Here is a 15,155-nt window from a genome sequence, read left to right on the forward strand (position 1 = left end):
TCATTAGTGAATAATAAACGACAACTGACGAATGACAAATGACAAGTGACTAATGACAATCTAAACTCCAGTTGCACCAATCAAATAACAATTAATCTTCAAAAGTCATGAATTCCGAATCGAAACTATCTCAAACAGCCAATTCGTCGTTTACAATGGACGATTTTGCCAAAGCACTAGAAAAACACGACTACCAGTTTCAAAAGGGACAGGTTGTACATGGCAAAGTGTTCCAACTTGACCATGATGGAGCCTATGTCGATATTGGTGGTAAGTCGTCAGCTTTTCTGCCGCGCGATGAGGCTTCTTTGAGAGCAGTTACCGATTTATCGGAAGTGCTGCCATTGCAAGAGGAAATGCAGTTTTTGATTATCCGAGATCAAGATGCAGAAGGTCAAGTCACCCTTTCTAGAAAGCAGTTGGAAATTCAGCACATCTGGGAACGATTGGCGGAAATGCAGGAAAATGCTCAGACTGTGCAAGTTCGGGTTATGGGTGTGAATAAAGGTGGTGTTACCGTCGATATTCTCTCCTTACGAGGATTTATTCCGCGATCGCACCTGGCAGAGCGTGATAATTTAGAAGCACTCAAAGGTCAAAATCTGACTGTAGGCTTTTTGGAAATCAATAAAAACACCAACAAACTCATCCTTTCCCAGCGATTAGCAACTCGTTCTAGCAACTTCAGCTTATTAGAACTAGGTCAACTGGTAGAAGGTAAAGTTACTGGCATTAAACCTTTTGGTGTGTTTGTTGATTTAAATGGTATGGGGGCCTTGCTTCATATCAAGCAGGTAAGCCAAAAATTCATCGACTCATTAGAAAAGGTATTTCAAGTTGGTCAGCAAATTAAAGCTGTAATTATTGACTTGGATGAGGGTAAAGGGCGGGTTGCTCTTTCTACCAGAGTTTTGGAAAACTTCCCTGGCGAAGTGCTAGAGAATATGGATGAGGTGATGGCTTCGGCTGAGGCGCGTGCTAATAGAGCTAATAACAAAGCTGCTGAATAAGTTTTGAAATGGGCTGCTTGCACAAAGCGTTTAAATCTCCATCTATAGCGTTCTCCGATCTGGTGAGATACAAGAACCCCACCCCCAACCCCCTCCCCGCTCTTCGAGAGGGGGCTATGATCTACCTCATTTGATCGGGAAAAGCTATAAAACAATTTTGAATTTTGAATTTTGAATTGTTAATACTCCCCCTGTATCTACAAAGATATGAGGGGATTTTAAATTGGGAAAACTTTTAATGACGAATTGTTTATGACTCGTTCACCACGAAATTTTCAACCTGGATTTTGCTATCACATCACCACTCGTTGTAATAACCGCGAATTTCGCCTCACTCGCCTGGAGTGTCGGGAGGTGTTTCTCTACGCGATTAAGAAAGCAAAAGAGAAATATGGGTTTAAACTCTATGCTCTTTGCATTATGAGCAATCATGTCCATTACCTGGTGGAACCCAAACAGCCAGAAGAATTACCCAAAATTATGCACTGGCTAAACTGGTACACTGCCATGTGCTTTAACCGGATGCTTAACCGTACCGGACACTTTTGGGAAAAACGATATTACAGGAATGGCACTAAGAAAAGCTGAAATAGTTGCCTGATAAGGGGTTTAGAAAACTAATAGTTTTAAGACCGGGAATCAGAATAATCTGCAACTCTCAGTTTGCGATCGCTGCTTCATTAGTCTACATTTTTCCCAAATGATGAAACCCTTGTAAATAATACATTTGCGCTTTTCTTAGTGCCATTTCGATATTACAGTATAGGTTTTGCTAACACAGACACAAAAAGAGCGTTAAATACTCTGCGATATATCCACGCTAACCCCAAAGCGGCAGGAGTGCAGCAAGGATTTTTCTATGATTTCAGCAACTATGGCATTCATGACAGATTGAGTAACGATGGCATCACTCAATGGCATCCGGCATTTTTGCAATTGGGAAGGACTTTAGATGAATGCGCTGCTATATACCGAGGATTTGCCGCCAGTGCCAGATATCGGATCTCGGAAATGTTGATTATTTTGTAGAAAATAAGTCTGTTACAAATATTTTTAAAAGTCTGAAGTGCTTAGATGTTACAGTTCACAAGTCTCGATGCGAAAAAAGAAGTTCTCATAAGCCTCATTTCACCCCACAGAGCATATCCGTGCTCAGTAGGTGTCCGTAATCCATAGTAGGTGTCCGAAGGGAGATGTCCGTCTGGTGCTAAAGTGTTATAAACTACATCTTCTTTTGTAATCCAGTTTCCTTCTCTAGTCCATCCTACGCGATCGCCAAATTTTTCCCACGCTTCTTGATAATATTTACCGTCTGCCTTCCCAGCAACGCTCAGATAAATTTTCTTCTGAACGCTAAAGCCAAAGCGCCCATTGCTGTATTTTACCCAAAGTTGGTCAATGGTGCGTAAGTCAGTACAGGGAAAATTTGTGATGGATTCGTAATCAAACCAGCCTTCCTTTTCCCTGCTAGATACCTTGAGCATAACAGCTAAAGTTTCCTCATCCGCTTCTTTCCACTTGCCTGCTGCTAGCAAATCTCGCAATCGCGTGTAGTTTACTCCCTTCTCAGAACTGAGGTCATCGGCTTGAATTACTGGTTGTAGCTTTGGTTTTCGCTTTGGCGGTTTTCCAGTAATACCCCGAATTAACTGCTCCATAGCCTCAGTATCTGTACGAAAGTCAACCCACGTATGACCCCTAAGAAAAATTGGGAGTTTAGGCTGCTGTGGTGTATTCCCAAGCAAAACGGGAATTACGGGACAGCCTCTCTCTACAAATTCGTTTAAAAAAGCTCTCATCTCTGTACTTTGCCAGGGGCCAAGTCCACTGCTACCTACAAAAACTGCTGCTGATTTAATATTTTCTATTTGTTCTTCTAGTAAAGACTGCCATGCTAAACCAGGACGAAGTTCCCATTTGTCTAGCCAAGGTTTAATTTCTTGTCTTGTTAATTCATTAGCAATTTCTATAACTTCAGGCTTGTCTTTGCTATTGTGGCAAAGGAAGACATCAAACTGATCTCCGTCACTCATCCATAAGTCTCCTTCCATCTACTTCTTTATACTGGCATTAATTGCCAATGCATTATACTTACTACTTTAAATTCTTCTTCAACGGTTCCAACTCAGTATATAGAATGCCGTAAATTCTAGGTAAAAAGCAACGAAACCTGGGATATTAGTACTAATTTAAGCCCTAACGAAGGTCATTCCCGGTTATACAAATCAAAATCTACCTCGTAAGATTGAGTTTTACTCTCCAACGCTAGCAGGAAAGGGGTTGGGGGTTAGGTCTGTATTGGACTCAACTGCAAACCGCATTAACCTATCCCCTGCATCTACAAAGATATGGGGGATCATTTTTGAAGTATTAAGATAAATAAGGTATGACTTATTGGCTTAGTTGGCGTGAGGATATCTTGAGCGTGGTAACAAAGTATAAAAATATGCTCATATCTCTGTTCAAGTATTGCTCAAGGGGTTTTAAGCATATATCGAGTATTTCACAAATGAGTTAGATAGCCCCCTCTCGAAGAGCGGGGAGGGGGTTAGGGGTGGGGTTCTTCTACCTCACTCAACTGAGAACCGCTATATAAACGCTGTAACTATTCAATTTAGGTATTTATATGTTTCTAGTAACTGGAGCAACAGGAGGAATTGGTCGCAGAGTTGTGCGACTCCTACGGCAACGAGAACAGGCTGTGCGGGCATTTGTCCGCCTTAGCTCGCGCTACAGCGAGTTAGAACACCGGGGTGCAGAAATCTTCATCGGTGATTTGCTGCAAGAAAAAGATATTCAAAAAGCTAGTCAAGGTGTGAAGTATATTATCAGCGCTCACGGTTCTGATGGCGATGCTCTATCCTTAGATTACCGCGCCAATATTGAACTCATTGATCAAGCAAAAGCCAATGGCGTAGAGCATTTTGTCTTCATTTCCGTATTGGGAGCAGATCGCGGATATGAAGATGCTCCTGTATTTAAAGCCAAACGAGCAGTAGAGCGATATTTGTCAGCTAGTGGCTTAAATTACACTATTTTACGCCCATCTGGATTAGCATCTAACTTGCTGCCATTAGTAGAACAATTTCGGGAAACGGGATTGTATTTGCTAATTGGCGATCGCAAAAATCGTACTTCAATTGTAAGTACTGATGATTTGGCAAGGATAATAGTGGATTCTGTAACAGTTGAAGGCGCTCGCAACCAAATTTTACCAGTGGGAGGCCCAGAGATTTTATTAAGAGAAGATATTCCTCGGATTTTTGGTCGGATCTTTACCAAAGAACCAGTAATAATTAACTCACCCCTATTGCTCATTGATGGGTTGCAAGGCGCATTGGGTTTATTTAATCCCCAAGTCCAAAAAGCTTTGGGAACTTATCGCACATTACTAGCAAATGAATTTTTCTGTACAAAAGATGAAATTGCTAATTTGGAAGCGATTTATAACTTGCAGTTGGAGACATTAGAAGGTTTTTTGCGGCGCTATTTAGCAGTTTGAATAGTCATTAGTCATTAGTCATTTGTCATTAGTGAATAACAAAGGACAAATGACTAATGACAAAGGACAAAGGACAAAAGACAAAGGACAAAAATGAAATCTCCCCTAGCTGTAAATGCTGCTCAAGCACGTCAGACAAAAGAGCGATTTGCCCAACCAGAGGAACAACTTACCTATGAATTGGGGAAGGCGGTACAGGAATTACCACCTCTATACACTAGATTATTAGCGGGAACGATAAGCTTCATTGTATTTGGGACGATCGCTTGGGCGTACTTCTCACAAATCGATGAAGTAGCAACAGCACCAGGGGAATTAATTGCCTCTACCCAGGTAAGACCGGTGACATCCTTGAATGGGGGGTCAATTGTTGCTGTTAAAGTACGAGAAGGCGATCGCGTTACTAAAGGTCAAGTTCTGATTCAAAAAGATCCAGACTTGCAAATAACTGATGTTGCCCGCCTAACCAAGTCTACTAGATTGATTCAAGACGATTTGCAACGTTTGGATGCAGAACGCATTGGAGGCAAAACTACTGGGACGAAAGTGCAAGATGAACTTTTAAGCTCCCGCCTGCAAGACTTTCAAGCGCGTCAAGCAGGGGCGGAAGCAGAAGCAAATCGCCAATTAGCACTCATAGATCAAGCCAAAGTCCGCTTGACTCGGTTGCAAGACAACTTAGTGAATGCCAAAAGCAGCGTTGCCAATGCCAAAACCAACCTTGTCAACGCAGATAGCATCCGAATTAAAATTGAAAGTAATTTGGCACTTGCACAAGAAAGGGAAAAAAGCCTACGCACCCTAATGACTCCTGGTGCAGTACCTCGTGTGGATTACTTGGATGCCCAAGAAAGATTAACTCGTACACAGACAGAAATCACTAAAGCACAAGATGAAGTGATTAATGTCCAGAATAGAATCACAGAGGCTCAAGATAGAGTCACATCATTAGAAAAAGATATTGCTGCTCAAGTCCAAGAAATTCGCCAAGCAGAACAAGCCTATAATGCTGCACGCAGCCAAGCCCAGCGTGTAGGATCAGAACGCCAAAGTGAAATTTTGACCCAGTTCAACAAGCGTAAAGAAGAACTAACAACTGTTCAAGGTCAATTAGAGCAGGCGAGGAAGCAGCAAGCCTTAGAAACGATTGAGGCTCCTGTTGCCGGCACGATTTATAGAGTTAAAGCCACTAAGGGGCCAGTGCAATCAGGTGAAGAATTGCTATCAATTTTGCCAGAAGGAGAAGAAATGCTCCTAGAGGTAAAAGTTCTCAACCGCGATATTGGATTTATTCGTCAAGGAATGAAGGCAAAAGTGAAAATGGCAACTTTCCCTTTCCAGGAATTTGGCACTGTGAATGGCGAAGTTATGCAAGTGAGTCCGAATGCAATTGTTGATAAAGAATTAGGCTTAGTTTTTCCCACCAGAATTAAGCTAAATAAACACTCAGTTAATGTGCGAGGTCAAGAAGTACAATTTACACCAGGGATGGCTGCTTCAGGTGAGATTGTCACTCGTAAAAAGTCAGTTTTGACGTTCATTACTGAGCCTGTGACACGGCGGTTTAGTGAGGCATTTTCTGTTAGGTAGGTAGAGTCTCTCCTGATTTCATCACCAGTTCAAAAGCTACACCTAGCATCCACAAACCATATCTAAGACGTAAGGGTTTAGAATTGCTAAACCCCTATATTCATTTACGACAGACGAGCAGGTGGTTGATTTTTTAACCGAGCAGTATTAAACTAAACTGCAAATTGTGATAATTTTCAAGCGATACCTAAGAACTTTCTATACTGATCCATTTGTTTTTGCATTCCCTCTAATGATTTCCAAAAATCAGGATTATTCTCATTTTTATTATCATCATTGCTATCCATATTGATGCTGCCTAAAATCTTGTCATAATTTTGGAATTGCGACCATAATTCTAGATTACTTAATCTAGAATTACCTTCGGCTGGTGCTAAATATTTTGTTGTTTCTGTAATTCCCTGATCGATTAGAGAACTGACACTAGTATTATTAAAACTAGCAATACTCTCTGGTGTCAGATATTTTGTTGTTTCTGTAATTTCCTGACCGATTAGAGAACCGACATTAGTATTATTAAAAATAGTGAGGGTTTCTGGTGCTAAATATTTCGCTGTCTCTGTAATTTTCTGACCGAAAAGAGAATAGATACTAGTATTATTAAAACTAGCAATACTCGCTGGTGTTAGATATTTTGCGGTTTCTGCAATTCCCTTACCTATCAAAGATCCGACATCATAACTATTAAAACTAGAAATTGTCTGTGATGTAAGATAATTTGCAGTTTGTGCGCCGATAGTTAGCAGGTTGTCGTCAGACATCACCTGCTTTGCCAGAGAACTGACATTGGAAATATTAAAACTAGAGATTGTAGCTTGTGTATCATCTATTGCTGTGTCTGCAATTACTTGCTTTGCCACAGAACTGACATTAGAAAGATTTAAACTAGAGCTTGTAGTTTGTGTACTATTTCCTGCGGTTTCTGTGACAATCTGACGGACTTGGGCATCAGTCAGGCTGGAGTTAGCACTAAGCATCAGGGCAACTACACCAGCAACGTGGGGAGTAGCCATAGACGTGCCGTTATAAGTGGCATACTGATTATTCGGAACTGAGGAGTAAACTTTGACTCCTGGGGCTGTAACGTAAGCGATTTCATCTGTTCCAGAGCGGTTAGAGAAGTCGGGCATATTATTATTCTTATCCACTGCCCCAACGGCAATTCCCGACTTGTATGCATAGCGGGCGGGATAGTCTGGTGATGATTCACCATCATTACCCGCTGCCATAACGACAATCACTCCTTTACTGCTGGCATAGTCAATGGCTGACTCTAAACTACTATTAGAAGATGCGCCTCCTAAGCTGAGGTTAATCACATTGGCCCCATTATCTACAGCGTAGCGAATACCTTTAGATATGGAACTATAGGAACCAGAGCCAGAGTCATTCAAAACCTTGACAGGCATAATCTTGGCATCATAAGCAATACCAGTTACACCGTAGTTATTATTTTCTCCTGCGATCGTGCCGGAAACATGAGTGCCATGACCATTGTTATCTAGGGTGTTGTTGTTTTTATCAGAGAAGTTCCAGCCGTAATTATCATCAATATAGCCATTGCCATCATCATCTATACCGTTACCTGCAATTTCGTTGGCATTCGTCCAGATATTATTTCTTAAATCCTCGTGGTTATAGTCAACTCCAGTGTCCACAACAGCGACGACAACGCCCTTACCTGTGTTTCCCTGTGCCCAAACTTCTGGTGCTTTAACAAGGTCTGCTCCCCAATTATTGCCACCAAGATTAGGGACATCAGCAAAGGTATTTTGACCAGTTGCTCTAGCTACTGCTGCTGCTCCATTAATTAAGCCATAGCCATTGGTGGAGTTATAATTTTGAGTGCTAAAAGCATTAGTAGTAGCGTTACTACTATTTTTGGAGTCACCATTATTTAGCAACTGCACATCAGTATCGGCTGAGTTGTAGCTACTACTTCTGCTGAAGTTATCCTTTGTATTAAAGCTATCTAATGAAGAGATTGAAGTGACATTTAGCTGTTTATTTGACAACACATTTTTATTAAGATCATCAATGAGCATAAGTATTTTCTCTCAAAGATAGCAATTATTTTTTGGCACTTTGAAGCCTTAAAATCTTTATAAGAAGATTTCAATGTATGAATAAGCTCCATTCTCAATAATTACTATGAAATTTGATAACAAAATGCTAATTCTATTACCAAAAAAAATTCTGATGAGTGCGGCTTTTATTAAGAATAAATTAATTAATTAAATCTTAAATGTTTTAGTTGTATTAATGGAGACTAACGTTAAAAATACTGCGATCGCTCGTTATAAAAGTATTTACACTACTCAAAATTATCAAAATTAAAATTGCGAATGGAGTTATGCTCCATTCGCCAAAGGCTATCATTAAGCCGCTTTACAAACGTTTATTTTCTACAAGCTTTCAGCTAGTTAAATCTACTAAATGTTTGCTTGCTGCCGTTGATATAGTGACCAATACAAACCCTTTTGTTGCAACAATTGTGAGTGAGTACCACGTTCAGCAATCACGCCTTGCTCCAACACCAAAATCAAATCAGCACGTTTGAGGGGAGCAAATCGGTGAGCAATTAAGAATACGGTACGATTAGCAGAAATTTTTTGCAGGTTTTGCAGTACTTGTTGTTCAGTTTCACTATCCAAAGCGCTGGTAGCTTCGTCCAAAACTAAAATTGGCGCTTGGGAAAGAAATAGCCTTGCTAGGGCAATACGTTGTCTCTGTCCGCCAGATAAAGCAGTACCGCGTTCACCAACATTGGTTTCGTAACCGTAGGGTAATTGACTGATGAAGTCATGTGCTACTGCTAGCCTTGCTGCCTCTACTACTTGCTCTGCGGTAATGTCGGGACTACCGAGAGTGATATTTTCCAAAATAGAACCGTTAAATAAAAAGTCTTCTTGGAGAACTACACTAATTTGTTGCCGTAATGATGCTAAATCAGCACTTTTAATATCAAAACCATCAATAAGGATGCGTCCTGATTCAATTTGATAGAGGCGTTGTAATAGCTTAGACAGGGTACTTTTACCAGAACCACTGCGTCCGACAATGCCAACAAATTGCCCTGGTTCAGCAGTGAAAGAGATTCCCCGCAGAATTGCTTCAAAGTTCGGCCGGTAGCGGAAAAATACTTGCTCGAAGGTGACTTGTCCTTTCAGAGGTGGTAAAACTAAACCAGTCCCAAGTTCAGCTTCTGGGGAGACGTTGAGAATATCACCAATGCGATCTACAGAAAGTAGCACTTGTTGGAGATTTTGCCACAACTGTACTAGGCGTAAAAGTGGGCCTGTGACTCTGCCAGACAGCATTTGAAAGGCAACAAGCTGTCCGACTGTAAGCTTTTGTTCGATGACTAACTTGGCTCCAAACCAGAGAATCAGCATGGTGGAAAAATTGGTGAGAAAGTCACCAATGTTGCTGCTGATATTGGAGGTAGTAGAGGCTTTAAAACCTGTGCGGATGAAGCGAGCAAATAAACCTTCCCAACGAGCGCGGGCTACTGGTTCTGCTGCATGGGCTTTAACGGAGTGAATTCCGGTGATTGTCTCTACTAGAAACGATTGACTATCGGCACTCCGGTTAAAGGTTTCGTTGAGCCAGTTACGCAGAATTGGTGTTGCAACTATCGTTAAAGTCGCAAATAGCGGCAGTACTGCTAAGGCAACAAAGGTGAGTGGGATATTATAGTAAAACATCAATGCTAGGTATACCACTGCAAAGATGCTATCCAGAATCACAGTTAATGCTGTACCTGTAAGAAACTGACGAATTTGTTCGAGTTCCTGGACTCGTGCTACTGTGTCTCCGACGCGCCGCGACTCAAAATAAGCTAATGGCAGACGCATCAGGTGGCGAAATAGCTGTGCTGATAAACTCAAATCGAGACGACGAGCTGTATGGGTAAAGATGAATAGGCGGAGAATGCCAAGTATGGACTCAAATATAGCTACGCACAAAAGTGCGATCGCCATTACATCGAGAGTCGGCAAACTCTCCTGCACCATCACTTTATCAATGACGACTTGCGTAATTAGTGGTGTTGTTAACCCTAAAAGCTGCAAGGTAAAAGATGCTAACAATACTTCTGTTAACAATCCCTTATACTTCCAAACTGCTGGAGTGAACCAACTGAGGTTAAATTTTTCTTGCTGGGATATGAGTTCTACTTGCCACAATTGTCCATCCCAAGACGCTTCAACTATCGATTGCGGTAAGCTTTCACAAGTCCGTTCGGGATTTAGAGGGTTAGCGATAATGAGGCGATCGCCTTTAACTCCATAGGCTACTACCCAAGATGGACTCTGAGGTGAGTCAGAATTCCACAACAGTAAAGCTGGAAATGACAACTGTCGCAACTCACCCCAACTCACTTGTAAGCGCCGCAACACTAACCCTAACTTTTCTCCTGCTTCCACAACCTGTTTTGGGCGTTGTCCTCTGAGTTGGCGCTGCACCCATTCCAGTTGCACAGAATTTTCTAACTGTTGCGCCACCATTGTTAAACAAGCAGCAGCAGTGTTCCAGCTGGCAACAAAGGGATAATTTGAGATGATCAGATTGGCAGATGGGAGTCCTCTTTGGGGTTGGAGGCTATGGGGGCTAGAAGTTCTCTCCGAGGCTGGCGCTAGTGAAGGTGTGGAAGAGAAGGAAAATGTATCTCTTTCTCCCTCCGTGTTCACCGGTAACACTTGCCAGAACTCCTGAATTTGTGGATTAGAAAGTTCTGCCCACAGTGCTGTATGCCAACACACTACTACTACTTCTTTACTAGCAGCTACAGCTTTAAAATCCGCAGACAGCTTTTGCAAATCACCAAACCAATCGCCCACATCTAAGGCGGCTATTGGTTTACCAACCCCTTCTTCTCTTAAGCGAACTTTTCCAGCCACAATTAAGAATTGGTAACCGCCGACATCGTTTGACCAGATTTTCTCTCCAAGACGATACTGACGAGTTTGGCACTCCTTTTCCAAAAGGGATTGTTGTTCGGGAGTCAGCCAGCATAGTGGTGGCTGATTCCAAGGCAAAGAAGCTAGCACTTTTAATCGTAAAGATTCATTATCCAGAATATTTAACTCACTTGTAATTTGACTGTCAGTTTTTGAATTTTCTCTGCTAGCCATTTCTCAAACAACTCATTTTGTAGTGCTTGCTTTAGTTGAGTATCTTCTAAAGACGCTGGCAGAAATTGTTCTACTCGAAACAAACCATAAGGTCCTTCTCCTGGGGGAGAGTCTTTGCCAACGATTTCTATTGGGCCTACCAATTGTCCAGGACTGGCCACATCAATAGCTGCCCGTAATATATCCGGCATACTTCCTCGGCTGACTATTCCCATCATGCCGTTTACAATTCGGTCATCTGAAAGCGAATACTCTTTAGCTAGTTGTTCAAAACTACCTCCTTCTTCAATCTGGGTTTGTAGTTCGTCTGCCAATTCTCGATTATCAACAACGATCCGAGAAAGTACTACCCGATCCAAAAAAATTTTGCGTTCAATAAAATATTCTTGGAGTTTTGCTTGGGTCACTACAGCTTTTAGCTTTTCTAACTTGTAACCAAAAACCACCGATGTGTGAAAGGTAGCGTAATCTGTGTTATTTGTCTTTAACCATTCTTGGAAACTTTGAGGGTCAATCAGTTGGTTTTTCAGCCTGAAGTCAATAATTGCTTGTTCAGTTATTGCTGTACCAATCTCAACATCGTCTCGGGTTCGGATTTCTTCCTCAATTACGTACTGGCGGAGAATATCCCCAATAAACTGCCCCAATTTCCCAGAGGCTTGCAAGTACTTTACTGCTTCCTCAATAGAAATTATTTTGTCATTGATTGTTAAAAATGATAAAGATTCCATGAACTAACTATGTGAAAATGGTTAAACATTTATAGGACTTTTAAATTAAATCATATAAAAATCATCTGGTCATTGATGAATAAATATGATAAAGATTTTATGAACTAATTACATTTAAATGGTCAAAAAATTATATACCTAGTAAATAAAATAATTTTCCATAATTACTTTTACGGTCTACTGGAGACAGAACAGGATTGAAAATATCAGTTATAAGGCAAAACAAGTTGTATAACCAAATCTTTATAGATTCAGATAAATAATTAGGTATATAGGCAAAAATAAAGCAAAATATATTAAGAATTGTTTCTTGCCAGTTGCTAAAAGTCAAGCCACTGCGTTGTTCATGTGACCAAAGTTGTAGCAACTGACATGGAAAACCTTAACGAGTAATTGTTTATTCTCACCCGTCTACTGAATTAGACTTATCCATGCCCAGGCAAGTAGCACCGATGCGATCGCACCGATTAATGTATTAAAAATATTTACTACTTCATTGGTCAGCCAATTATACTTAGATTGTAATGTTGCCCCAATCACACTTTCTAAGTTAGTGGCAATAAATGCTGCCAGTACACACCAAGCTACTCCCAATAGATCAATTAAACCAACTGCCCAACCAACAAATGCGATCGCTACAGAAGCCACAATACCTGCTAAAGTCCCCTCCAAGCTTATCGCTCCTTCTGTACCGCGAGGCACTGGTTGGAGTGTGGTAATTAGAAAAGTGCTTTTACCATAGGCTTTACCGACTTCACTAGCAGTGGTGTCAGCCAACTTCGTACTGAAACTCGCTACATAGCCTAACAATAATAGAGACTGGGGATTGGGGACTAGAGATTGGGGACTAGGTACGATAAATCCCGAATTTATGATCCCTACTCCCAAAGCACACAACGCCCCAGTCAAAGCCGAACCCCAAACATTTTCTGGGCCTCTTGCCCCAGAGCGCTTTTCGGCTATTCCTTCAGCCTCCTTCTGCGCCATACCGATACGAGTCACGCCAGAACCAACTAGAAAATAGAACATGACAACTGCATATCCTTGCCAGCCTAGAGTTACCCAAATTAAGATGGCCAGAAACCATGCGTGGAATGAGCCAGCAGGGGTAAGCAGTTTTTTCGGAGCAATCCAAGCTAAACCCAATAGAATTGTGTTTAGTCCTACCGCCACCAACCAGGGATTAACAGAATTAATTAAAAATGACATCAGAAATTAATAAGTAATTTTGTCTGAATATCAACAGAATAACTAATTTGTCACCCCTAGTAACGCAAGGCGGAAGTCAAAAGTAACCCTTCGACTACGCGGCAGTTGAGCGCAGTCGAAACTCAGGGTTACACTGAGTGTTCGCGTAGCGTTCCGCAGGGAAGCCGAGGTGTAAAAGTCAAAATTCCAAACTATTATGGAATAAGCTTTTTAGGAATTTAAAATGGTTGCTCTATTTAGACCGCCTTGTATTAGTACTTAATTTCTGATACCTCCAAAACTAAAGTAATATGTTTGTATCATTAACTAAATAAGAATATAAGTTAATGTCAATTAAAACTGTGTTCAAGTTGACCACAATTAAGACTTAACAACATAAATGCATAAATTGTAGATAATTCAACTACTAGTTTTTTCCACACAAGCTATGAGCCAAACTTTATTCCATCTTGCTTTCCCTGTAACTGACATTGCCAAAACAAAAGCATATTACGTAGATGGCTTGGGCTGCATTCCTGGGCGTGAAAACCATCACGCCTTGATTCTTAATCTTTATGGTCATCAACTAGTGGCTCACGTCACTAAAGAATCGTTGACACCGCAACATACTATATATCCTAGACACTTTGGGCTAATTTTTACCCAAGAACGTGACTGGCAAGACTTATTAGAAAGGGCACAACAACACCAGCTATTTTTTCGTGAGGAAACCAAAAACCGCTTTGTTGGCTCTCCTCTTGAGCATCGCACTTTCTTTTTAGAAGATCCCTTTCATAACCTCATGGAGTTTAAATATTATCGTTACCCAGAGGCAATTTTTGGGAGTTACGAACATACACAAATTGGGGATAGGACTTAAAAAATTCAAAATAGAAAATACAAGACAAGCGTAATAAGTGCCCTGGCTACTGACTGGATACTTTTTTAAGGAAAGGCAGTTTAATACGCTCTGCTAAAGCTGCTGTTACTACTGCTAAACTCCTGGTGTCTGTTAGCATCCAAGGGTGTAGAGCAACTGGTACTATGACTTCGCTTCCTACAGACATTTGTGAACTATTTGCTGGGACAATCATCAAATCATAAGGTGTCCAGATAGATGTAAAATTTAGCTGCCCCAATATTACAGCATCAGAATTTAAATCTTTGAGAAAAATGCTGTCGGGGCGCATTTGTAAACAACCAGGACGCCGGGAACCATAAGCAACCACAGTTCCATTATGGGGCGAAGAGATTGTGATAAACCTCTGCACGCGGTTAATTCCTCCCAGTCGCTGGACATAGTAACGGCTCACAATTCCTCCCATACTGAAGCCTACTAAGTCCAGGTGTTGTTCTGGCGCAAAGGTCGCTGTAACATAATCTGCTACTTGCTTTGCCAACTCATCAAGACCCACATCACCATTATTAGGCACGAGATTTAGGGAATGTACAGACCAACCCTGTAGTTTTAACTGAGCCGCCATTCTATAGAAAACTGCCTCTGTGTCGTCAATACCGTGGATTAACAAAACGGGATTGCGTTGTTGATTTTCAATGTTCATTTACAAAATCTAGCTGAATTAAGGGGTGTATTTCAATTTTGTAGGTACTACTGCTCTACAAACTGAAGCTGTTACTTTTCGGATTCTTTAAAAGAGATTTTTGCAAAACTGAACTGCTCTCAAAGCTAGTTCGTATAAAATTTAACTTATAGCTATCACTATTTGCCAACAGGCTATGACACTCCTTCCACTGGTTGAAAGTAAACCACTTGCTTTTCTCCAATCAATATTTTCAAATAAAGAAATGTTAATTTTTGTTAAGCCTGCTTTCAGAATCTTGCTCTTAGTTACAGTAAAATTTAATAATTAGTTCTCGGTGTGTGCAGGTCGCAAGTGCTTGCAAAAAAACATTTGTCCTGTGGTTTTACTAGAATGTTGATTAAGCACAAACTTATAAGGACTGTCACTTGAACGGGGTGACGCAAAGCAGAAAATGT

At 41.0% G+C, this 15,155-nt stretch carries 12 protein-coding genes; 6 read left to right on the plus strand and 6 right to left on the minus strand.

The features are described from left to right. Window positions 1-107: 107 nt before the first annotated feature. From H6G26_RS16175 to H6G26_RS16185, 3 genes are all read left to right on the plus strand, one after another. Window positions 108-1,010 (plus strand): S1 RNA-binding domain-containing protein, encoded by a 903-nt coding sequence (locus tag H6G26_RS16175; protein WP_190730232.1) that lies wholly within the window; start codon window positions 108-110, stop codon window positions 1,008-1,010. 252 nt (window positions 1,011-1,262) lie between these two features. Then, on the plus strand, window positions 1,263-1,598 hold the full coding sequence (locus tag H6G26_RS16180) for a transposase (RefSeq protein ID WP_242053740.1): 336 nt from the start codon (window positions 1,263-1,265) through the stop codon (window positions 1,596-1,598). Between the two features lie 153 nt (window positions 1,599-1,751). Continuing rightward, entirely contained in the window at window positions 1,752-2,039 is a 288-nt protein-coding gene (locus tag H6G26_RS16185; protein ID WP_242053742.1) for a hypothetical protein, read from the plus strand. Between the two features lie 41 nt (window positions 2,040-2,080). Here the strand turns inward: H6G26_RS16185 and H6G26_RS16190 are convergent, their stop codons facing one another. Further along, complete coding sequence (locus H6G26_RS16190) at window positions 2,081-3,043, minus strand: GUN4 domain-containing protein (protein ID WP_190730233.1); 963 nt, start codon at window positions 3,041-3,043, stop codon at window positions 2,081-2,083. Between the two features lie 593 nt (window positions 3,044-3,636). Here H6G26_RS16190 and H6G26_RS16195 point away from each other — a divergent pair. Both H6G26_RS16195 and H6G26_RS16200 read left to right on the plus strand, forming a co-directional pair. Then, the gene (locus tag H6G26_RS16195; protein WP_190730234.1) at window positions 3,637-4,512 is read left to right on the plus strand and encodes an SDR family oxidoreductase; all 876 of its coding nucleotides are present in this window, start codon (window positions 3,637-3,639) and stop codon (window positions 4,510-4,512) included. A gap of 93 nt (window positions 4,513-4,605) precedes the next feature. Next, a complete protein-coding gene (locus H6G26_RS16200; RefSeq protein ID WP_190730235.1) occupies window positions 4,606-6,102 on the plus strand; it encodes an HlyD family efflux transporter periplasmic adaptor subunit in 1,497 nt (498 codons plus the stop codon). A gap of 176 nt (window positions 6,103-6,278) precedes the next feature. Here H6G26_RS16200 and H6G26_RS16205 read toward each other — a convergent pair whose 3' ends face one another. The 4 genes from H6G26_RS16205 to H6G26_RS16220 form a co-directional block, all read right to left on the minus strand. Next, complete coding sequence (locus tag H6G26_RS16205) at window positions 6,279-8,147, minus strand: S8 family peptidase (RefSeq protein WP_190730236.1); 1,869 nt, start codon at window positions 8,145-8,147, stop codon at window positions 6,279-6,281. A 387-nt stretch (window positions 8,148-8,534) separates the two neighbouring features. Continuing rightward, the gene (locus H6G26_RS16210) at window positions 8,535-11,237 is read right to left on the minus strand and encodes a type I secretion system permease/ATPase (protein ID WP_190730237.1); all 2,703 of its coding nucleotides are present in this window, start codon (window positions 11,235-11,237) and stop codon (window positions 8,535-8,537) included. Beyond that, window positions 11,186-11,968: a peptidylprolyl isomerase gene (locus tag H6G26_RS16215; protein ID WP_190730238.1), complete on the minus strand. Its 783-nt coding sequence runs from the start codon at window positions 11,966-11,968 to the stop codon at window positions 11,186-11,188. Before H6G26_RS16215 ends, H6G26_RS16210 begins: the two co-directional genes overlap by 52 nt. A 411-nt stretch (window positions 11,969-12,379) precedes the next feature. Beyond that, window positions 12,380-13,177 (minus strand): TIGR00297 family protein, encoded by a 798-nt coding sequence (locus H6G26_RS16220; protein WP_190730239.1) that lies wholly within the window; start codon window positions 13,175-13,177, stop codon window positions 12,380-12,382. A gap of 427 nt (window positions 13,178-13,604) precedes the next feature. Between H6G26_RS16220 and H6G26_RS16225 the strand changes: the two genes are divergently transcribed. After that, on the plus strand, window positions 13,605-14,036 hold the full coding sequence (locus H6G26_RS16225) for a VOC family protein (RefSeq protein ID WP_190730240.1): 432 nt from the start codon (window positions 13,605-13,607) through the stop codon (window positions 14,034-14,036). A gap of 46 nt (window positions 14,037-14,082) precedes the next feature. Here H6G26_RS16225 and H6G26_RS16230 read toward each other — a convergent pair whose 3' ends face one another. Continuing rightward, window positions 14,083-14,718, minus strand: coding sequence for a triacylglycerol lipase (locus H6G26_RS16230; RefSeq protein WP_190730241.1), 636 nt, complete (start codon window positions 14,716-14,718; stop codon window positions 14,083-14,085). Window positions 14,719-15,155 lie beyond the last annotated feature (437 nt).

The organism is Nostoc sp. FACHB-888 (assembly GCF_014696655.1).
Taxonomy (GTDB): Bacteria; Cyanobacteriota; Cyanobacteriia; order Cyanobacteriales; family Nostocaceae; genus Nostoc.

Excerpts from the sequence above, each read along its gene's own strand:
- H6G26_RS16175 (WP_190730232.1), top strand. The coding sequence starts at position 108 with ATGAATTCCGAATCGAAACTATCTCAAACAGCCAATTCGTCGTTTACA.
- H6G26_RS16180 (WP_242053740.1), top strand. The coding sequence starts at position 1,263 with ATGACTCGTTCACCACGAAATTTTCAACCTGGATTTTGCTATCACATC.
- H6G26_RS16190 (WP_190730233.1), bottom strand. The coding sequence starts at position 3,043 with ATGAGTGACGGAGATCAGTTTGATGTCTTCCTTTGCCACAATAGCAAA.
- H6G26_RS16195 (WP_190730234.1), top strand. The coding sequence starts at position 3,637 with ATGTTTCTAGTAACTGGAGCAACAGGAGGAATTGGTCGCAGAGTTGTG.
- H6G26_RS16200 (WP_190730235.1), top strand. The coding sequence starts at position 4,606 with ATGAAATCTCCCCTAGCTGTAAATGCTGCTCAAGCACGTCAGACAAAA.
- H6G26_RS16205 (WP_190730236.1), bottom strand. The coding sequence starts at position 8,147 with ATGCTCATTGATGATCTTAATAAAAATGTGTTGTCAAATAAACAGCTA.
- H6G26_RS16210 (WP_190730237.1), bottom strand. The coding sequence starts at position 11,237 with ATGGCTAGCAGAGAAAATTCAAAAACTGACAGTCAAATTACAAGTGAG.
- H6G26_RS16215 (WP_190730238.1), bottom strand. The coding sequence starts at position 11,968 with ATGGAATCTTTATCATTTTTAACAATCAATGACAAAATAATTTCTATT.
- H6G26_RS16220 (WP_190730239.1), bottom strand. The coding sequence starts at position 13,177 with ATGTCATTTTTAATTAATTCTGTTAATCCCTGGTTGGTGGCGGTAGGA.
- H6G26_RS16225 (WP_190730240.1), top strand. The coding sequence starts at position 13,605 with ATGAGCCAAACTTTATTCCATCTTGCTTTCCCTGTAACTGACATTGCC.
- H6G26_RS16230 (WP_190730241.1), bottom strand. The coding sequence starts at position 14,718 with ATGAACATTGAAAATCAACAACGCAATCCCGTTTTGTTAATCCACGGT.